The 18,345-nt window shown below is 53.9% G+C and carries 15 protein-coding genes; 13 read left to right on the top strand and 2 right to left on the bottom strand.

From position 1 onward, the window contains the following. Window positions 1-161 precede the first annotated feature (161 nt). Window positions 162-2,186 (top strand): DNA helicase Rep, encoded by a 2,025-nt coding sequence (gene rep, locus ACO0U8_RS22260; protein ID WP_183850347.1) that lies wholly within the window; start codon window positions 162-164, stop codon window positions 2,184-2,186. A 61-nt stretch (window positions 2,187-2,247) separates the two neighbouring features. Here the strand turns inward: rep and gppA are convergent, their stop codons facing one another. Then, window positions 2,248-3,741 (bottom strand): guanosine-5'-triphosphate,3'-diphosphate diphosphatase, encoded by a 1,494-nt coding sequence (gene gppA / locus ACO0U8_RS22255; protein ID WP_122096505.1) that lies wholly within the window; start codon window positions 3,739-3,741, stop codon window positions 2,248-2,250. Window positions 3,742-3,747: 6 nt separating this feature from the next. After that, entirely contained in the window at window positions 3,748-5,040 is a 1,293-nt protein-coding gene (rhlB, locus tag ACO0U8_RS22250; protein WP_056772328.1) for an ATP-dependent RNA helicase RhlB, read from the bottom strand. A gap of 118 nt (window positions 5,041-5,158) precedes the next feature. On the opposite strand from rhlB, the gene trxA reads away from it, so the two are divergent. The 12 genes from trxA (at window position 5,159) to wecG (ending at window position 18,282) form a co-directional block, all read left to right on the top strand. Next, window positions 5,159-5,485 (top strand): thioredoxin TrxA, encoded by a 327-nt coding sequence (gene trxA / locus ACO0U8_RS22245; RefSeq protein WP_013577537.1) that lies wholly within the window; start codon window positions 5,159-5,161, stop codon window positions 5,483-5,485. A 411-nt stretch (window positions 5,486-5,896) separates the two neighbouring features. After that, the gene (gene rho, locus ACO0U8_RS22240; protein WP_056772325.1) at window positions 5,897-7,156 is read left to right on the top strand and encodes a transcription termination factor Rho; all 1,260 of its coding nucleotides are present in this window, start codon (window positions 5,897-5,899) and stop codon (window positions 7,154-7,156) included. A gap of 298 nt (window positions 7,157-7,454) precedes the next feature. After that, window positions 7,455-8,540 carry a UDP-N-acetylglucosamine--undecaprenyl-phosphate N-acetylglucosaminephosphotransferase gene (gene wecA, locus ACO0U8_RS22235; RefSeq protein WP_072158058.1) on the top strand — a complete coding sequence of 362 codons (1,086 nt, stop codon included), beginning with the start codon at window positions 7,455-7,457 and terminating at the stop codon, window positions 8,538-8,540. A gap of 42 nt (window positions 8,541-8,582) precedes the next feature. Beyond that, window positions 8,583-9,635 carry an ECA polysaccharide chain length modulation protein gene (gene wzzE / locus ACO0U8_RS22230; RefSeq protein ID WP_056772319.1) on the top strand — a complete coding sequence of 351 codons (1,053 nt, stop codon included), beginning with the start codon at window positions 8,583-8,585 and terminating at the stop codon, window positions 9,633-9,635. Next, a complete protein-coding gene (gene wecB, locus ACO0U8_RS22225; protein ID WP_056772316.1) occupies window positions 9,632-10,762 on the top strand; it encodes a non-hydrolyzing UDP-N-acetylglucosamine 2-epimerase in 1,131 nt (376 codons plus the stop codon). Before wzzE ends, wecB begins: the two co-directional genes overlap by 4 nt. Then, entirely contained in the window at window positions 10,759-12,021 is a 1,263-nt protein-coding gene (gene wecC / locus ACO0U8_RS22220; RefSeq protein ID WP_217202963.1) for a UDP-N-acetyl-D-mannosamine dehydrogenase, read from the top strand. The genes wecB and wecC overlap by 4 nt, the downstream gene beginning before the upstream one ends. Beyond that, window positions 11,988-12,713, top strand: a complete 726-nt coding sequence (gene rffC / locus ACO0U8_RS22215; protein WP_421671643.1) for a dTDP-4-amino-4,6-dideoxy-D-galactose acyltransferase — start codon at window positions 11,988-11,990, stop codon at window positions 12,711-12,713. The genes wecC and rffC overlap by 34 nt, the downstream gene beginning before the upstream one ends. 4 nt (window positions 12,714-12,717) lie before the next feature. After that, complete coding sequence (gene rffA, locus ACO0U8_RS22210) at window positions 12,718-13,848, top strand: dTDP-4-amino-4,6-dideoxygalactose transaminase (RefSeq protein ID WP_421671642.1); 1,131 nt, start codon at window positions 12,718-12,720, stop codon at window positions 13,846-13,848. Between the two features lies 1 nt (window position 13,849). After that, window positions 13,850-15,100: a lipid III flippase WzxE gene (wzxE, locus tag ACO0U8_RS22205; protein ID WP_421671641.1), complete on the top strand. Its 1,251-nt coding sequence runs from the start codon at window positions 13,850-13,852 to the stop codon at window positions 15,098-15,100. Then, a complete protein-coding gene (locus tag ACO0U8_RS22200; RefSeq protein ID WP_217202966.1) occupies window positions 15,097-16,179 on the top strand; it encodes a TDP-N-acetylfucosamine:lipid II N-acetylfucosaminyltransferase in 1,083 nt (360 codons plus the stop codon). Before wzxE ends, ACO0U8_RS22200 begins: the two co-directional genes overlap by 4 nt. Continuing rightward, window positions 16,176-17,549 carry an ECA oligosaccharide polymerase gene (wzyE, locus tag ACO0U8_RS22195; protein WP_122096511.1) on the top strand — a complete coding sequence of 458 codons (1,374 nt, stop codon included), beginning with the start codon at window positions 16,176-16,178 and terminating at the stop codon, window positions 17,547-17,549. Before ACO0U8_RS22200 ends, wzyE begins: the two co-directional genes overlap by 4 nt. Then, window positions 17,539-18,282, top strand: a complete 744-nt coding sequence (wecG, locus tag ACO0U8_RS22190) for a lipopolysaccharide N-acetylmannosaminouronosyltransferase (RefSeq protein ID WP_421671640.1) — start codon at window positions 17,539-17,541, stop codon at window positions 18,280-18,282. Before wzyE ends, wecG begins: the two co-directional genes overlap by 11 nt. Window positions 18,283-18,345: the final 63 nt, after the last annotated feature.

Here is an 18,345-nt window from a genome sequence, read left to right as displayed (position 1 = left end):
TGCGAGAGTGTTTCCAGACGCGTAATGTAACATCTGCAACGGCGCATGGGGAATCCGGCCTGCGTTCCGGGATAACAAATTGCACGGTAAAGCCTGTCAATCTCAGCCGACGTTTCTGCTACAATCGCCGTCCTTGTCTATCAGGTGAGCAAAAATACGCCATGCGATTAAACCCCAGCCAACAACACGCCGTCGAATCTGTCACCGGACCCTGCCTGGTTCTGGCGGGTGCCGGCTCCGGCAAAACCAGGGTGATTACCAATAAAATCGCACACCTGATCCGTGAATGTGGCTATCAGGCACGTCACATTGCGGCCGTGACCTTTACCAACAAAGCCGCGCGCGAAATGAAAGAGCGTGTCGGACAAACCCTCGGGCGCAAAGAAGCGCGGGGGCTGCTGATTGCCACCTTCCATACGTTGGGGCTGGAAATCATCAAACGCGAATTTGCTGCGCTGGGCATGAAATCTAACTTTTCTCTGTTTGACGATCAGGACCAGCTGGCGCTGCTCAAAGAGCTGAGCGAGAAGTGGCTGGAGAACGACAAAACGTTATTGCAGCAGCTGGTTTCCACGATCTCAAACTGGAAAAATGATCTGGTGGATCCTTCTCATGCCGCCGGACTGGCGCGTTCGGAACGCGATCAGATTTTCGCGCATTGCTACAGCCTTTATCACGACCACATGCGCGCCTGTAATATTCTCGATTTCGATGATCTGATCCTGCTGCCGACGCTGCTGTTGCAGAAGAATGAAGAAGTGCGCGAGCGCTGGCAGAACAAGCTGCGTTATCTGCTGGTCGATGAATATCAGGACACCAACACCAGCCAGTACATGATGGTGAAACTGTTGGTGGGTAACCGCGCGCGCTTTACGGTGGTAGGGGACGATGACCAGTCGATTTACTCCTGGCGCGGTGCACGACCGCAAAACCTGGTGCTGCTGAAAGAAGATTTCCCGCAGTTGCAGGTGATCAAGCTGGAGCAGAACTACCGTTCCACGCAACGCATCCTGAAAGCCGCCAACATCCTGATCGCCAATAACCCGCATGTGTTCGAGAAGCGTTTGTTCTCTGAGCTGGCTTACGGCGAATCACTGAAAGTTGTGACGGCAAATAATGAAGACCATGAAGCGGAACGCGTCGTGGGCGAGCTGATCGCTCATCACTTCATCAATAAAACCGCTTACGGCGATTACGCGATTTTGTACCGCGGTAATCACCAGTCGCGTCTGTTTGAAAAAATGCTGATGCAGAACCGCATTCCGTACCGGATTTCCGGCGGCACCTCTTTCTTCTCACGCCCGGAGATTAAAGACCTGCTGGCGTATCTGCGCGTGCTGACCAACCCGGACGACGACAGCGCTTTCCTGCGTATCGTGAATACGCCGCGTCGCGAAATCGGTGCCGCCACCTTACAGAAACTGGGTGAGTGGGCGAATCAGCGTAACAAAGGGTTGTTCAAAGCCAGTTTTGATATGGGGCTGAGCCAGTCCCTGACCGGTCGCGGGCTGGAATCTTTGCAACGTTTCACCCACTGGATGGGCAATATTTCCGAGCTGGCAGAACGTGAACCGGTCGCCGCCGTGCGGGATTTGATCCACGGCGTTGATTACGAAAGCTGGCTGTTCGAAACGTCGCCGAGCCCGAAAGCCGCCGAGATGCGCATGAAAAACGTCAATCAGCTGTTCAGCTGGATGACCGAAATGCTCGAAGGCACCGATCTGGATGAGCCGATGACGCTCACGCAGGTGGTCACGCGCTTTACGCTGCGTGACATGATGGAGCGCGGTGAAAACGACGAAGAGTTGGATCAGGTCCAGCTGATGACGCTGCACGCCTCAAAAGGCCTTGAGTTCCCGTATGTCTATCTGGTCGGTATGGAAGAGGGGCTGTTGCCACACCAGAGCAGCATTGATGAAGATAACGTGGATGAAGAGCGGCGTCTGGCTTATGTGGGAATTACCCGTGCGCAGAAAGAGCTGACGTTTACCCTTTGCCGTGAGCGTCGCCAATATGGTGAGCTGATCCGCCCGGAACCGAGCCGTTTCCTGATGGAATTACCGCAGGACGATCTGGCGTGGGAAAGTGAACGTAAAGTGGTGAGCGCGCAGGAACGCATGGTGAAAGGGCAGAGCCATCTGGAAAAAATCCGTGAGCAACTGGCGAAAGCCAAAGGCGGAAACTGACAGACAAAGAAAAGGCAGGGGATAAACCCTGCCCTGGTAGTATGACGGTGTGTCGAAAAATTCAGCTCTGCTCTTCGACAAACAGCGGCCAGTGGACATAGCTCTGCCAGTGACTTTCCTGTTCTAACTCTTCGGCCCGCAGCGGATGCTGTTCCAGCCAGCCCTGCGGCACAATCACACTCAGCTCATCATCGTTAGCGCGTAAACGCACGGCAGGCAATGTGTCGTCGCGACGACGGCTGGCAAAGATAATCGCCAGGCGCAGAATTCGGCAAAGGCGCTGCGCCAGACGCGGCGGCAAAGCATTTTGCTCATTCAGCAACGGCAAATCGAGTGTGCTGTTCTGGTTCTGCAGAAGGGTCGCCAGCAGTTTTTTCTGTGCCGGAGTGAAACCCGGTAAGTCTAAATGCCGGATCAGATAAGCCGCGTGTTGCGGGGCCTTTTTGAAATCGACGCTCAAACCTATTTCGTGGATCAGACAGGCGCTGTTAAGTAACTCACGGGCGCGGGCATCCAGCTTCCATTCCTGTGCCACCTGCAGCGAGAAGTTCTCCGCCAGCTGTGCCACGCGTTGCGCCTGCTCGTTATCCAGCAGATAGCGACGTTGCAGATTCCGCAATGTACGCTGGCGAATATCGTGCTCGATCGGCAAATGCAGCATGCCGTACACCAGACCTTCGCGCAGCGCGCCGCCGGCCAGTGTCATCGTTTCGATGTTCAGCGTTTTGAAAATGGCGATCAGAATGGACAGTCCGCTTGGGAAAACCAGCGCACGTTCGAGAGTCAGGCCTTCAATTTCCAGCTCTTCCAGTTTGCCGCACTGAATCGCGCGCTGTTTGAGCTGCTGAAGTTTTGGCAGAGTGATGCGCTCATCCATGCCTTGCGCGACCATGATTTCCTGCAAAGCCTGGACGGTGCCGGAAGCACCGACGCAGATTTGCCAGCCGTTCGCGATAAGATCCGGTGCCACCGGCAGGATCATCTCAATCGCAGCCTGTTCGGCCTGATCGAAGTTTTCCTTTGCCAGATTGCGGTCGGTAAAATAGCGCTCCAGCCAGGTCACACACCCCATTGGCATGCTGAAAAGGGTAATCGCCTGTGCGCCGACACCGGTCACTAATTCGGTGCTGCCGCCGCCAATATCCACCACCAGACGTTTATCCGGACCACCCGTGGTATGGGCGACGCCGTGATAAATCAGGCGGGCTTCCTCTTCACCGGTAATCACCTGAATCGGGCAGCCAAGGATTTCCTGCGCTTTGATGAGAAATTCATCGGCATTACTGGCAAGCCGCAGCGTCGCCGTGGCGACCACGCGGATTTGTGCGCGTGGGATATCCTGCAATCTTTCAGAAAACAGCTTCAGGCATTGCCAGCCGCGTTGCATGGCTTCCTGAGAAAGCAGGTTCTGCTTATCCAGACCGGCAGCCAGACGCACTTTGCGCTTGATTCTGGCGAGGGTCTGGATACTGCCTGCCACCTCACGAACAACCAGCATATGAAAGCTGTTAGAGCCCAGATCGATTGCTGCGTAGAGTGAGGTGGAGCTTAGCATAGGTTATCAGCCCGGACGTTTACGGTTGCTGCGCGGTGCACTGCTGCGACGCGAAGACGAATTGCTGTTACGACGCGGACCATTGCCGGTGCGTGAACGTGCCAGACGTTTTGGCGCAGGCAAATCAGTCAACAGTGCTTCGCTGCTGTATTTGCTGACCGGAATACTGTGGCCGGTATAGGTTTCGATCGCCGTCAGGTTCAGGGCATATTCTTCACATGCCAGGCTGATGGAATGACCGCTCAGGCCAGCACGGCCGGTACGACCGATGCGGTGAACGTAATCTTCACAGTCATCAGGTAAGTCATAGTTGAAGACGTGTGTCACGGCAGGAATGTGCAAGCCGCGGGCAGCCACGTCGGTGGCAACCAGAATATCCAGCGTGCCTTTGGTGAAGTCTTCCAGAACGCGCAGGCGTTTTTTCTGAGGCACGTCACCGGTCAGCAAACCGACGCGATGACCATCGGCAGCCAGATGGCCCCAGACGTCTTCACAGCGGTGCTTGGTATTGGCGAAAATGATGCAGCGGTCTGGCCATTCTTCTTCAATCAGCGTCTGCAACAGGCGCATCTTTTCTTCATTAGAAGGATAGAACAGCTCTTCCTGAATACGGTGACCCGTTTTTTGCTCCGGTTCGATCTCAATCGACTCGGCATTATTCATGTTTTCAAACGCCAGTTCTTTCACGCGATAGGACAGCGTTGCTGAGAACAGCATGTTCAGACGTTCAGTAGCAGGCGGCATCCGGCGGAAGATCCAGCGGATATCTTTGATGAAGCCCAGATCGAACATGCGGTCTGCTTCATCCAGTACCACCACCTGAATCGCGCCCAGGTCGATGTGGTTCTGTTTTGCGTAATCGATAAGACGGCCAGTGGTCCCAATCAGGATGTCCACGCCGCTTTCCAGAACTTTAAGCTGTTTGTCGTAGCCGTCACCGCCGTATGCCAGACCTAATTTCAGGCCGGTAGACTCGGATAATGCTTCGGCATCGGAGTGGATCTGCACCGCGAGTTCACGTGTAGGTGCCATGATCAAGGCACGCGGCTGGTTGGTCTTACGACCCTCCGCAGCAGGGTGAGAAAGCAGATAATGGAAAGTAGACGCTAGAAAAGCCAGCGTCTTGCCGGTACCGGTTTGCGCCTGACCTGCAACATCACGCCCAGCGAGCGTGATTGGCAATGCTAATGCCTGGATAGGTGTGCAGTAATGGAAGCCTTTCTTTTCAAGGGCTTCCACTGCAAGCGGGTGCAGGGCGAAGTCGGAAAACTTCTTTTCGGTCAAGTGTGTTTTGCTCATAGTGTGGTAGAATATCAGCTAACTATTGCTTTACGAAAGCGTATCCGGTGAAATAAAGTCAACCTAATGTTGGTTAATGCTACATCAACAAGGTAAAGATAATCCTTTGGAGTAGAACATGAGCGATAAAATTATTCACCTGACCGATGACAGTTTCGACAACGACGTATTGAAAGCCGAAGGGCTGGTGCTGGTCGATTTCTGGGCTGAGTGGTGCGGACCATGTAAAATGATCGCTCCGATTCTGGATGAAATTGCCACTGAGTTCGAAGGCAAACTGACCATCGCGAAGTTGAACATCGACGAAAACCCAGGTACTGCACCTAAATACGGCATCCGTGGTATTCCTACCCTGCTGTTATTTAAAGGCGGCGAAGTCGCAGCAACTAAAGTTGGCGCACTGTCGAAAGGTCAGCTGAAAGAGTTCTTAACAGCTAATCTGTAAGCGGTCGGGATGACCCAAGCCAGGTGTTTAGCGGGCTGCCGTGTTTTTCACAATGTCCGCTAGACGCCTGTCAAGAAGCGTGCTAAGTTTACGCTTACTGCAAATAGAGCTTACCTGTAGTTTGATTCTTACGTTTTACTCTGTTGTGTCAAAAACATCTGCCTGATAGTTTCTTTGAATAAAAATTAAATTGAACTGGCACTGTGCTTGACCATCTAACGGTTTTGAAAAAATCGGCTTTAAGACACCTCAATATCAGTTTGCCCCTCTAGAATCGCTCGCTGGCGACTGCCTGCGGCTGGATTTTTAAGCTGTTACTTGAGTGTTCTACACAAACAGGCATGGATGACCCTGCCATACCCATTCACGACAGATGTTCGAGACATACCCCGAGTTTAAGAACCCACCATTATGAATCTTACCGAATTAAAGAATACGCCGGTCTCTGACCTGATTGCACTCGGCGAAAATATGGGACTGGAAAACCAGGCCCGCATGCGCAAGCAAGACATTATCTTTTCAATATTGAAGCAGCATGCTAAAAGCGGAGAAGATATCTTCGGTGATGGCGTCCTCGAGATATTGCAGGATGGATTTGGTTTCCTCCGCTCCGGAGACAGTTCCTACCTCGCAGGCCCCGACGACATCTACGTATCTCCAAGCCAAATCCGCCGCTTCAACCTTCGCACTGGCGACACCATTTCCGGTAAAATCCGCCCACCTAAAGAAGGTGAACGCTATTTTGCCCTGTTGAAAGTTAATGAAGTTAACTTCGACAAACCAGAAAACGCCCGCAACAAAATCCTGTTTGAAAACTTAACCCCTCTGCACGCAAATTCACGTCTGCGCATGGAACGTGGTAACGGTTCAACCGAAGATTTAACGGCACGCGTGCTGGATCTGGCTTCTCCAATTGGTCGCGGTCAACGTGGTCTGATTGTTGCTCCGCCGAAAGCCGGTAAAACCATGCTGCTGCAAAACATCGCTACCAGCATTGCGTACAACCATCCTGACTGTGTGTTGATGGTTCTGCTGATTGATGAACGTCCGGAAGAAGTGACCGAGATGCAACGTCTGGTGAAAGGCGAAGTTATCGCATCCACCTTTGACGAACCGGCTTCCCGCCACGTTCAGGTAGCCGAAATGGTTATCGAAAAAGCGAAACGCCTGGTTGAGCATAAGAAAGACGTCATCATCTTGCTGGACTCCATCACTCGTCTTGCTCGTGCTTACAACACCGTGGTTCCGGCGTCAGGTAAAGTCCTGACCGGTGGTGTTGATGCCAACGCCTTACACCGTCCAAAACGTTTCTTCGGTGCAGCACGTAACGTGGAAGAGGGCGGAAGCCTGACCATCATCGCGACCGCGCTGGTCGATACCGGTTCTAAAATGGATGAAGTTATCTATGAAGAATTTAAAGGTACCGGCAACATGGAACTGCATCTGGCGCGTAAAATCGCTGAGAAACGTGTGTTCCCGGCCATCGATTACAACCGTTCTGGTACCCGTAAAGAAGAGCTGTTGACCACGTCTGAAGAGCTGCAAAAAATGTGGATCCTGCGTAAAATTATCCATCCAATGGGTGAAATTGACGCGATGGAATTCCTCATTAACAAGCTCGCCATGACCAAAACCAATGACGATTTCTTCGACATGATGAAGCGTTCGTAATTTGGTGTAAAAGTCAGCTAACGCCACGCTAAGCCGTGGCGTTTTTTGCATTTGGTGGCTACCATAATGCAACTTCGGAGAAATAGTCAGATTATTCGGATAATAACTGATGGTTTTTCCATTGCCCTTTCTTTATTTTGTCGGCGGACTGTCTGATGACATAAAGAAAGGGCAACAGATAAGGTATTGCCTGAGACAAACCATCACTGTCACCCCATGATTAGATATAAGACTGTGAGGTTTATGATGTTCTTGCGCTCAACTCCACGCACCTTATTTTTGCAGAGATCTCTTAACTGTGAACTTACTCAATATGAGTACTGAACTCGTCGTCGTTTTCTTATTTTCATTCCTGTTTTTATTCGTTGCCAGGAAGGTTGCGTATAAAATCGGGCTGGTAGATAAACCCAATTTCCGCAAACGCCATCAGGGTATGGTTCCACTGGTCGGCGGTATCTCCGTTTATGCAGGGATCTGCTTCACCTTCCTCATTACCGATTATCGAATCCCCCACGGTCAACTTTATCTGGTCTGCGCAGGCTTGCTGGTGCTCGTCGGTGCGCTGGACGATCGCTATGACATCAGCGTAAAAATCCGTGCGCTGGTGCAGGCGACGGTCGCGGTCATTATGATGAGTTTTGCGAACCTCACGCTGCGGAATCTCGGCCATCTGATCGGCCCGTGGGAAATGGTGCTCGGGCCGTTTGGCTATCTCTTCACGCTGTTTGCTGTCTGGGCTGCGATCAATGCTTTTAACATGGTCGACGGCATAGACGGTTTACTGGGCGGACTTTCCTGCGTCAGCTTTGGTGCGATGGGCATCATCATGTACGACAGCGGACACATGGAGCTGGCATTGTGGTGCTTCGCGATGATTGCGGCGACGTTGCCTTACATCCTGCTTAATCTGGGTGTTTTGGGCCACCGCTACAAAGTCTTCATGGGCGATGCGGGCAGTACGCTGATTGGCTTCACGGTGATTTGGATCCTGCTGCAAAGCACGCAAGGCGAATCACATCCGATGAATCCGGTGACCGCGCTGTGGCTCATTGCCATCCCGCTGATGGATATGATTGCTATTATGTATCGTCGGCTGCGCAAAGGCATGAGCCCGTTCTCGGCTGACCGTCAGCATATTCATCATTTGATCATGCGCGCCGGTTTTACTTCCCGGCAGGCCTTTGTTTTGATCACCCTTGCGGCTGCAATCCTTGCGGTTATTGGCGTAATTGGAGAACATCAGCCGCTGGTGCCTGAATGGCTGATGTTGGTTTTATTCTTCCTCGCATTCCTGCTTTACGGCGTGTGCATTAAACGCGCCTGGCGGGTTGCACGGTTTATTAGACGGGTAAAAAGGCGTTTACGCCGCTCCTCCGTTCACTGATCAATTTTAACCCGAGGCTTACTGGCTGTGGATAAATCAGAAATGACAAGTAACCAGAATGAACGCGCCATCGAAAACGAACTCGATATCCGCGGCCTGTGCTGCACTTTATGGAAAGGTAAATTCTGGATTGCGGGTCTGGCAATACTGTTCGCACTTGTCGCTCTCGGCTCCTCCTATCTGATGAAACAAGAGTGGAGTTCAACGGCGATCACCGACCGCCCGACGGTAAACAACTTGTCTTCCTATTTCTCTCAGGCGCAGTTCCTGCGCAATCTGGATATGCGTACTGCGCCGCAGACTGATGCGAGCCGGCCACCGATTTCAGATGAAGCCTACAACGAGTTTGTGATGCAACTGGCGGCTTATGACACCCGCCGGGATTTCTGGCAGCAATCTCCTTACTACAAACAGCGTCAGGAAGGTGATGCGCGTGCGGATGCCGTCTTGCTGGATGAACTGATTAACGATATCCAGTTCACCGCACGCGACGGCATCAAAGTGCCGAACGATATTGTCAAACTGACCGCTGAAAACTCCGCCGATGCTAACAAGTTGCTGCGCCAGTACGTGAATTTTGCCAGCGCCCGCGCCTCTCAGTATCTTTACGATGAACTTCAGGGCGCATGGGCCGCACGTACGCAGTCGATGAAAGCGCAGGTAAAGCGCCAGGAAGAAGTCGCACAAACCATTTTCAAACGTACTGCGAATAACACCGAGCAGGCGCTGAAAATTGCTCAGCAGCAGAATATTAATAAGAGTGTGACGGAAACCCCCGCTGAAGAACTGCCGGACTCCGACATGTTCCTGCTCGGTGTACCGATGCTAAAAGCGCGCCTTGAACTGCTACAAGCTTCAGGCCCTGGCTACGATCTGGAGTATGATCAGAACCGCGCGATGCTTTCGACGCTAAATGTTGGCCCGACGCTGACCGCGAAGTTTCAGACTTACCGTTATCTCCGTACGCCTGAAGAGCCTGTAAAACGTGACAGCCCGCGCCGCGTATTCCTGATGATCATGTGGGGTATTGTCGGTGGTCTGATCGGAGCAGGCGTTGCCCTGACGCGTCGTAAAAATAAGAGAAACACATTGTGAAAGTGTTGACGATCTTCGGCACCCGTCCGGAAGCCATAAAAATGGCGCCGCTGGTGCATGCTTTGTCGCAGGATGCGGCATTTGAATCCAAAGTTTGTGTCACGGCACAGCACCGTGAAATGCTCGACCAGGTATTGCGTCTCTTTGAAATTACACCGGATTATGATCTCAATATCATGAAGCCGGGACAGGGATTGACTGAAATTACCTGCCGGATTCTGGCCGGGCTGAAACCCGTGCTGGATGATTTCAAACCTGATGTCGTGCTGGTTCATGGCGATACCACGACCACGCTGTCCGCCAGTCTTGCGGCGTTTTATCATCAAATTCCGGTGGGTCACGTTGAAGCCGGATTACGCACCGGCGATCTCTCGTCGCCGTGGCCGGAAGAAGCGAACCGTCTGCTGACGGGGCATCTGGCCAAATGGCATTTCGCGCCGACGGAAAATGCCAAAGCGAATTTGCTCAGGGAAAACATCCCCGCGCAGGGGATTTACGTTACTGGCAATACGGTGATTGATGCCTTGCTGTGGGTCAGGGATCGCTTCAGCAGCGATGATTCACTGGCGCAACAACTCGCCGCCAGTTATCCCTTCCTGGACGCAGATAAAAAGCTGATTCTGGTCACCGGTCACCGCCGTGAAAGCTTTGGTGGCGGGTTCGAGAGGATTTGCACTGCGCTTGCTGACATCGCCCGCCAGCACCCGGATGTCCAAATTGTGTATCCGGTGCACCTCAATCCTAACGTCACCGAGCCGGTGAATCGCATTCTGCATGGCATCGATAACATTGTGCTTATCGATCCTCAGGACTACCTGCCGTTTGTCTACCTGATGGACAAAGCCTATCTGATCCTGACGGATTCCGGCGGCGTGCAGGAAGAAGCGCCGTCGCTGGGTAAACCGGTGCTGGTGATGCGGGAAACGACAGAGCGTCCGGAAGCTGTTGATGCCAAAACAGTCCGGCTGGTTGGCACGGATACCGCTAAAATTGTAGAGGAAGTGACTCGCCTGCTGACGGATGAAGATGAGTACGACAGCATGAGCCGGGCGCACAATCCTTACGGTGACGGACATGCGTGTCACCACATTCTTGACGCATTGAAAAATCATTGGGTATCGCAATGAGCTTTAACACGATCTCTGTTATCGGACTGGGTTACATCGGTCTGCCTACTGCCGCTGCTTTTGCTTCGCACCAGAAAAAAGTGGTGGGCGTGGACATCAATCAGCACGCGGTCGACACCATTAACCGTGGCGCCATTCATATTGTTGAGCCCGATCTTGATCTGCTGGTGAAGCAGGCGGTCGACGGGGGATTCCTGCGTGCCGTGACCCAACCGGAACCCGCAGACGCTTTCCTGATTGCCGTGCCGACGCCATTCAAAGGCGATCATCAGCCGGACATGAAATTCGTCGAATCTGCCGCGCGCTCACTGGCACCGGTGCTGAAGAAAGGCGACCTGATCATTCTGGAATCGACATCGCCGGTTGGCGCGACGGAGCAGATGGCCGCATGGCTGGCAGAAGCGCGTACTGACCTGAGTTTCCCGCAACAGGCGGGTGAGCAGGCAGATATCAGCATTGCGTATTGTCCGGAGCGCGTATTGCCAGGGCAGGTGATGGTCGAGCTTATCAAAAACGATCGTGTTATCGGTGGCATGACGGCGCGGTGTTCGCAGCGTGCCAGCGAGCTGTATAACATTTTCCTCAAAGGGGAATGTGTGGTTACCAATTCCCGCACAGCCGAAATGTGCAAGCTGACTGAAAACAGCTTCCGCGATGTGAATATCGCTTTTGCCAATGAGTTATCGCTGATTTGCGATGCGCAGGGGATTAATGTCTGGGAGCTGATTGCGCTGGCGAACCGCCATCCACGCGTGAATATTTTGCAGCCAGGCCCTGGCGTGGGCGGCCACTGTATCGCCGTTGATCCGTGGTTTATCGTCGCGCAAAACCCTGAGCTGGCGCGGATTATCCGCACCGCCCGCGAAGTGAACGACAGTAAACCGCACTGGGTGGTCGATCGCGTGAAAGCGGCGCTGGCAGATTGCCTGACCGCCACCGGAAAACGTGCCGCCGATGTGAAAATCGCCTGCTTTGGCCTGGCATTTAAACCCAATATCGACGATTTGCGCGAAAGCCCTGCGGTTGAAGTTACGCATCTGATTGCTGACTGGCATGCCGGCGAAACCTGGGCTGTCGAACCGAATGTTCATCAGCTTCCCGTTTCCCTGGCCGAAAAAGTCACCCTGCATTCTCTGGAAGAGGCGCTGGAAAGTGCTGATCTGCTGGTCATGCTGGTTGATCATGCGTCCTTTAAAGCGATCCCCGCCGCTCAGGTTGATCAGGCATGGATCGTGGATACAAAAGGCGTATGGCGATAAGCCTGCGCGGCACGCTTGACCCCCTCAGCTGGGAGAGTGAATTCTTCCGGTTGCAGAGCGCGAAGCTGACGCTCGATGATTCTGCGGGCGACGTCACGGCGCAGGCTCTGGCAGCGTATGCGCTGGTGCAGGTGAAAGTCGGTGCCGATCAACTGCCCACGCTGGATGCGCTCTCTGCGCTGGGCTTTCGTCTGGCGGAAGGCGAAACTGACGTGTGTATCAATGTGGTGGCGCAGTATAGCGCGCTGGCCGCAGGGCGCCCGGCAGTGCCGGAAGAGATCCACGATGTGGTGGCGATCGCCCGTCAGGCGTTTCACCTCAGCCGTTTTCGCGCACCCTGGTATCAGCCGGATGACAGCGCCCGTTTCTATGCGATGTGGGCGGAAAAAGCGGTGCTCGGCACCTTTGATCATCTTTGCCTGTGGGCGGAGGATCAGGGGAAGGACGCCGGATTTGTGACGCTGCGAAAGCTGTCGACAGATGAAGCAAGAATTGGCCTGCTGGCCGTCAGACCTGAGTGTCAGGGGCGGGGAGTGGGCAGAATATTAATGGCGGCTGCGAAACAGTGGTGTGCTGAACAGGGAGTGTCGCGTTTACACGTCGCCACCCAGACCGGCAACCTCGCGGCCTTAAACCTATATCTCGCCAGCGGTGGCAAAATCACCCGCGCGGCGTACTGGCTGTACAGGTGAAACAATGATCCCTTTTAATGCGCCGCCGATCGTCGGTACTGAAATTGATTTTATGCGTGAGGCAATGAGCAGCGGCAAATTGTGCGGCGATGGCGGGTTTACCCTGCGTTGCCAGAAATGGTTTGAGCAGCGTTTCAATTGCCCGAAAGTGTTGCTGACGCCGTCCTGTACCGCCTCGCTTGAAATGGCCGCGCTTCTGCTGGATATCCAGCCCGGCGACGAAGTCATCATGCCGAGTTTCACTTTCGTTTCTACCGCCAATGCGTTTGTGCTGCGCGGTGCAAAAATCGTCTTTGTGGATATCCGCCCCGATACCATGAACATCGACGAAACCCTGATTGAAGCGGCGATCACCGACAAAACCAAAGTGATTGTGCCCGTGCATTACGCCGGCGTGGCCTGCGAAATGGACACGATTATGGCGCTGGCTGAAATACACCGTCTGTTTGTGGTGGAAGATGCGGCGCAGGGCGTCATGTCGACTTACAAGGGCAAAGCGCTGGGCACCATCGGCCATATCGGCTGTTTCAGTTTCCACGAAACCAAGAATTACACGGCAGGCGGGGAAGGCGGTGCAACGCTGATTAACGATCCGGCGCTGATTGACCGTGCCGAAATCATCCGCGAAAAAGGCACTAACCGCAGCCAGTTCTTCCGCGGACAGGTGGATAAATACACCTGGCGCGATATCGGCTCCAGTTATCTGATGTCCGATTTGCAGGCGGCGTATTTGTGGGGAAATCTGGACGCTGCCGAAAAGATTAATCAGCGCCGCCTTTCTGTCTGGAATGAATATTACGAGGCATTGCAGGATCTGGCTGATGCAGGCCGCGTCCAGTTGCCGGGTATTCCGCAGGATTGTGTGCAAAACGCCCACATGTTCTATCTGCGTCTGAAAGATATCGAGGATCGCGATGCCTTTATCCGCCACATGAAAGCCGCGGATATTCTGACGGTATTCCATTACATTCCGCTGCACGCCTGTCCGGCGGGGGAAGATTTTGGCCGTTTTAACGGCACCGATCGCTTCACCACCCAGGAAAGCGAACGTCTGGTGCGCCTGCCGTTGTTCTACAACATGAGCGATGACACGCAGCGCACGGTGATTGCGGCCTTGCTGCAATACTTCGCCTGATATGTCGCTGGCAAAAGCATCGGTCTGGACCGCCGGTTCCACGCTCATCAAAATCGGTGCCGGGCTGCTGGTGGTGAAACTGCTGGCTGTGGCATTCGGCCCTGAGGGCGTCGGTCAGGCAGGCAATTTCCGTCAGATGGTCACGGTGCTCGGTGTATTGTCCGGCGCCGGAATTTTCAATGGCGTCACCAAATACGTCGCCGAACACCATGAAAATCCTGAGCGCCTCAGTGCCGTGCTGGGCACGTCGTCATCGCTGATTTTAGGGTTTTCGACGCTGCTGGCCGCGGTTTTTCTGCTGGCCGCGGCGCCGGTCAGCGTTGGCCTGTTCGGGCACGATCGCTATCAGGCCGTGGTTCGCGCCGTGGCTTTTATCCAGATGGGCATCGCCTACGCCAACTATTTTCAGGCGATCCTTAAAGGCTATCGCGATGCGGCAGGCAACGCGCTGGCCGTGATCGGCGGCAGCCTGATCGGGTTGCTGGCCTTCGCACTGTGTTACAAACTGGGTGGCTATGAGGGCGCACTGGCCGGGCTGGCGCTGGTGCCTGCGCTGGTGATTGTGCCTGCCGGCGGCATGCTGTGGCGGCGTAAACCCTTTCCGCTGCGGTATCTGAAACCGGGCTGGGATCGCTTTATCGCCAGCCATCTGGGCAAATTTACGCTGATGGCGCTGATCACCTCTGTCACTATTCCGGTGGCGTACGTGATGATGCGAAATCTTCTCGCGGAGCATTACAGCTGGAAAGAAGTGGGGATCTGGCAGGGTGTCAGCAGTATTTCTGATGCGTACCTGCAATTTATCACCGCCTCTTTCAGCGTTTATTTGTTGCCGACGCTGTCGCGACTCAAGGATAAGCAGGCGATTTCTCAGGAGATCGTCAGGTCGCTGAAATTCGTGCTGCCCGCCGTGGCCGCCGTCAGTTTTTCGGTCTGGCTGTTGCGCGATTTCGCCATCTGGTTGCTGTTCTCCAAACAGTTTATGGCCATGCGCGATTTGTTTGCCTGGCAGCTGGTCGGTGATGTGCTGAAAGTCGGCTCGTATGTGTTTGGTTATCTGGTGATTGCCCGTGCGTCGTTGCGTTTTTACGTGCTGACTGAAATCAGCCAGTTCGCATTACTGACCGGATTTTCACACTGGCTGATCCCGATTCACGGTTCTCTGGGCGCGGCTCAGGCCTATATGGCGACTTACATCGTCTATTTTGCCCTGTGTTGCACCGTATTCCTTCTTTATCGTAGACGAGCATGACAACGCTGATTCACGTTTTGGGATCTGACATTCCCCACCATAATGTCACCGTACTGCGCTTCTTTAATGACGTACTGGCTGAGTGCGCGCCTGAAAAACTGATCTGCCATTTTATGGTGGCCGCGAAAGATGCGTCAGCGTTTGCTGAATTCTCGCGTCTGGATATCCGCGTTTATCCGGATAAAAAATCGCTGGCGGCCGCGGTGATCACCCGCGCGCAAGAACGGATGCACCATTTTTTCTTTCACGGGCAATTTAACCCGACGCTCTGGCTGGCTATTCTGACCGGCAAAATCAAATCGCAGCAGGTCACCTGGCATATCTGGGGCGCAGATTTGTATGAATCTGCGGGTAGCCTGAAATTCCGTCTGTTCTATCTTCTGCGCCGTCTGGCTCAGGGCCGTATTGGACATGTTTTCGGTACGCGCGGTGACCTGATTCATTTTCATCAACGTCACCCGCGGGTGCCGTCGTCGTTGCTCTACTTCCCGACCCGGATGGATCCTGCGCTGACGCAGCCGTCTGACATCCCGGAGCCCGAAGGGCCGATGACGGTGCTGGTCGGGAATTCCGGCGATCGCAGTAATCGCCACATTGAAGCGCTGCGTTCGCTGCATCAGCAGTTCGGCGCAGATATCCGCGTGATTATCCCGATGGGCTATCCGGCCAATAATCAGACTTATATCGAACAGGTGCGGGCCGAAGCGCTGACACTGTTTGCCCCTGCTCAGGTGGAACTGCTGACGGATGCGATGGCCTTTGAGGATTACCTCAACGTGCTGCGCCGCTGCTCGCTGGGCTATTTTATTTTCGATCGTCAGCAGGCGATTGGTACGCAGTGTTTACTGATTCAGTTCGGCGTACCCTTTGTGGTCAGCCGCCAGAACCCGTTCTGGCAGGATCTGGCGGAACAGCATCTTCCGGTGCTGTTCTACGGTGATGCTCTGGATGCGAAAACCGTGGCAGAGGCACGCAGGCAGTTGCTCAATACTGACCGGCAGAACATCGCTTTCTTCAATCCAAACTACGTCACGGGCTGGCAACAGGCGTTGTTGCTGGCGGCGGGGGAAGCATCATGACGCTGGCACAGTTAGGCGGCCTGTCTGTGGTTTATGCGCTTTCGCTGCTGTTTATCCTGACGCTGACTTACAAAGAATTTCGCCGGGTGCGGTTCAATTTCAACGTCCTGTTTTCGCTGCTGTATCTGCTGACGTTTTACTTCGGATTTCCGCTGACCTGTCTGCTGGTTTTCCAGTTTGACGTCAAAGTGGTGCCGGTGGAAAACTTGTTGCAAGCCATGCTGGCCGCGACCTGCTTCTACGGCATTTACTATGTCTGTTATAAAACGCGGCTGAAGGCGAAACATGACGGCCCGTCGCGCCCGATATTTACTATGAACCGGGTGGAAACTCACCTGACCTGGATTTTGCTGGCGCTGATTGCCGTGGTGACGGTGTCGATCTTCTTTATGCACAACGGTTTTTTACTGTTTAAGCTGAAGTCGTACAGCCAGATTTTCTCCAGTGACGTCTCGGGCGTGGCGCTCAAACGCTTCTTCTATTTCTTCATTCCCGCCATGCTGGTGCTGTTTTTCCTGAAACCCGACGTCCGCCGCTGGCTGTTTTTCCTCGCCAGCACCGTTGCCTTTGGTTTCCTCACGTATGTGATCGTGGGCGGCACGCGTGCCAATATCATCATCGCCTTCGCGCTGTTTCTGTTTATCGGCATTGTCCGTGGATGGATATCGTTGTGGATGCTGGCGGCGGCAGGCGTGCTCGGAATTGTCGGGATGTTCTGGCTGGCGCTGAAGCGCTACGGTCTGAACGTCAGCGGGCCGGAGGCGTTTTATACTTTCCTGTACCTGACGCGCGATACGTTCTCACCGTGGGAAAACCTGGGGCTGCTGTTGCAGAATTACGACAAAATCAGCTTCCAGGGGCTGGCGCCTATCGTGCGAGATTTCTACGTGTTTATCCCAAGCTGGTTATGGCATGACCGCCCGAGCATTGTTCTCAACTCCGCCAACTATTTCACCTGGGAAGTGCTGGATAACCATTCCGGCCTGGCGATCTCCCCGACGCTGATTGGTTCACTGGTCGTCATGGGCGGCGTATGGTTTATTCCGCTGGGGGCTGTCGCGGTGGGGATGATCATCAAATGGTTTGACTGGTTGTATGAGAAAGGCAAAGCCGACACCAACATATATAAAGCAGCCATTTTGCAAAGTTTCTGTTTCGGTGCCGTTTTCAATATTATCGTGCTGGCCAGGGAAGGGGTGGACTCGTTCTTTTCCCGTGTGGTCTTTTTCTGTGTCGTGTTCGGGGCCTGTCTGGTCGCGGCCAAAATGTTGTACTGGATGCTGGACGCCGCAGGGCTTATCCGCGCCAAGATGCCGCGCCGGGAACACCGTGTCGCGACGGTCGCTGTAGGGAAAGCTAATGAACTCTGAAAATAATACCATTCCACACTATGACATCCGCGGGATTCGCCTCTGGGGCTTTCGCGATATGGCGCATTTCATTGACTATTTGTTTGCCGGTCGTCAGGTGAAAACCGGTGCGCTGGTGGCGATAAATGCTGAAAAAGTGCTGACCATTGAAACTAATCCGGAGCTCAGCACGCTGATAGGTGAAGCCGAATACAAATACGCCGACGGTATCAGCATCGTCCGCGCTATCCGCAAGAAATATCCGCAGGCCAGGGTGTCGCGCATTGCCGGGGCAGACTTGTGGGAAGGCCTGATGCAGCGTGCAGGCGCGGAAGGTACGCCGGTGTTTCTGATCGGCGGCAAACCGGAGATCCTGCAACAAACCGAAGACAAATTGCGTGCGCAGTGGAACGTTAATATTGCGGGCAGCCAGAACGGATATTTCACTCCCGACCAGCGCGAGGCGTTATTCGAAAGAGTCAAAGCCAGCGGGGCGGCCATTGTGACGGTGGCAATGGGCTCGCCGAAACAAGAAATCCTGATGCGTGATTGCCGCCGGGTTCATCCGGATGCGCTGTATATGGGCATCGGTGGCACTTATGATGTGTTTACCGGCCATGTGAAGCGTGCCCCTAAGATCTGGCAGAAGATGGGGCTCGAGTGGCTGTATCGCCTGATTTCCCAACCCAGCCGTCTGCGCCGTCAACTGAAACTCCTCAAATTCGTCCGTTATTACTACACAGGCCGTCTGTAAAACTTGCGCCGCGACTGATTTTCAGCGCGGCGTTTTACCTCTCATTTCTCACCTCCGGTTACC

This window comes from Rahnella sp. EDr1-12, assembly GCF_049206505.1.
GTDB lineage: Bacteria > Pseudomonadota > Gammaproteobacteria > Enterobacterales > Enterobacteriaceae > Rahnella > Rahnella rivi.
The sequence above is the reverse complement of the archived record's forward strand: the minus strand, read 5'-3'. Positions and strand labels throughout refer to the sequence as shown.

Excerpts from the sequence above, each read along its gene's own strand:
- rhlB (WP_056772328.1), bottom strand. The coding sequence starts at position 5,040 with ATGAGCAAAACACACTTGACCGAAAAGAAGTTTTCCGACTTCGCCCTG.
- gppA (WP_122096505.1), bottom strand. The coding sequence starts at position 3,741 with ATGCTAAGCTCCACCTCACTCTACGCAGCAATCGATCTGGGCTCTAAC.
- rffC (WP_421671643.1), top strand. The coding sequence starts at position 11,988 with ATGGATCGTGGATACAAAAGGCGTATGGCGATAAGCCTGCGCGGCACG.
- wzzE (WP_056772319.1), top strand. The coding sequence starts at position 8,583 with ATGACAAGTAACCAGAATGAACGCGCCATCGAAAACGAACTCGATATC.
- rho (WP_056772325.1), top strand. The coding sequence starts at position 5,897 with ATGAATCTTACCGAATTAAAGAATACGCCGGTCTCTGACCTGATTGCA.
- rep (WP_183850347.1), top strand. The coding sequence starts at position 162 with ATGCGATTAAACCCCAGCCAACAACACGCCGTCGAATCTGTCACCGGA.
- ACO0U8_RS22200 (WP_217202966.1), top strand. The coding sequence starts at position 15,097 with ATGACAACGCTGATTCACGTTTTGGGATCTGACATTCCCCACCATAAT.
- wzyE (WP_122096511.1), top strand. The coding sequence starts at position 16,176 with ATGACGCTGGCACAGTTAGGCGGCCTGTCTGTGGTTTATGCGCTTTCG.
- wecG (WP_421671640.1), top strand. The coding sequence starts at position 17,539 with ATGAACTCTGAAAATAATACCATTCCACACTATGACATCCGCGGGATT.
- wzxE (WP_421671641.1), top strand. The coding sequence starts at position 13,850 with ATGTCGCTGGCAAAAGCATCGGTCTGGACCGCCGGTTCCACGCTCATC.
- wecC (WP_217202963.1), top strand. The coding sequence starts at position 10,759 with ATGAGCTTTAACACGATCTCTGTTATCGGACTGGGTTACATCGGTCTG.
- trxA (WP_013577537.1), top strand. The coding sequence starts at position 5,159 with ATGAGCGATAAAATTATTCACCTGACCGATGACAGTTTCGACAACGAC.
- rffA (WP_421671642.1), top strand. The coding sequence starts at position 12,718 with ATGATCCCTTTTAATGCGCCGCCGATCGTCGGTACTGAAATTGATTTT.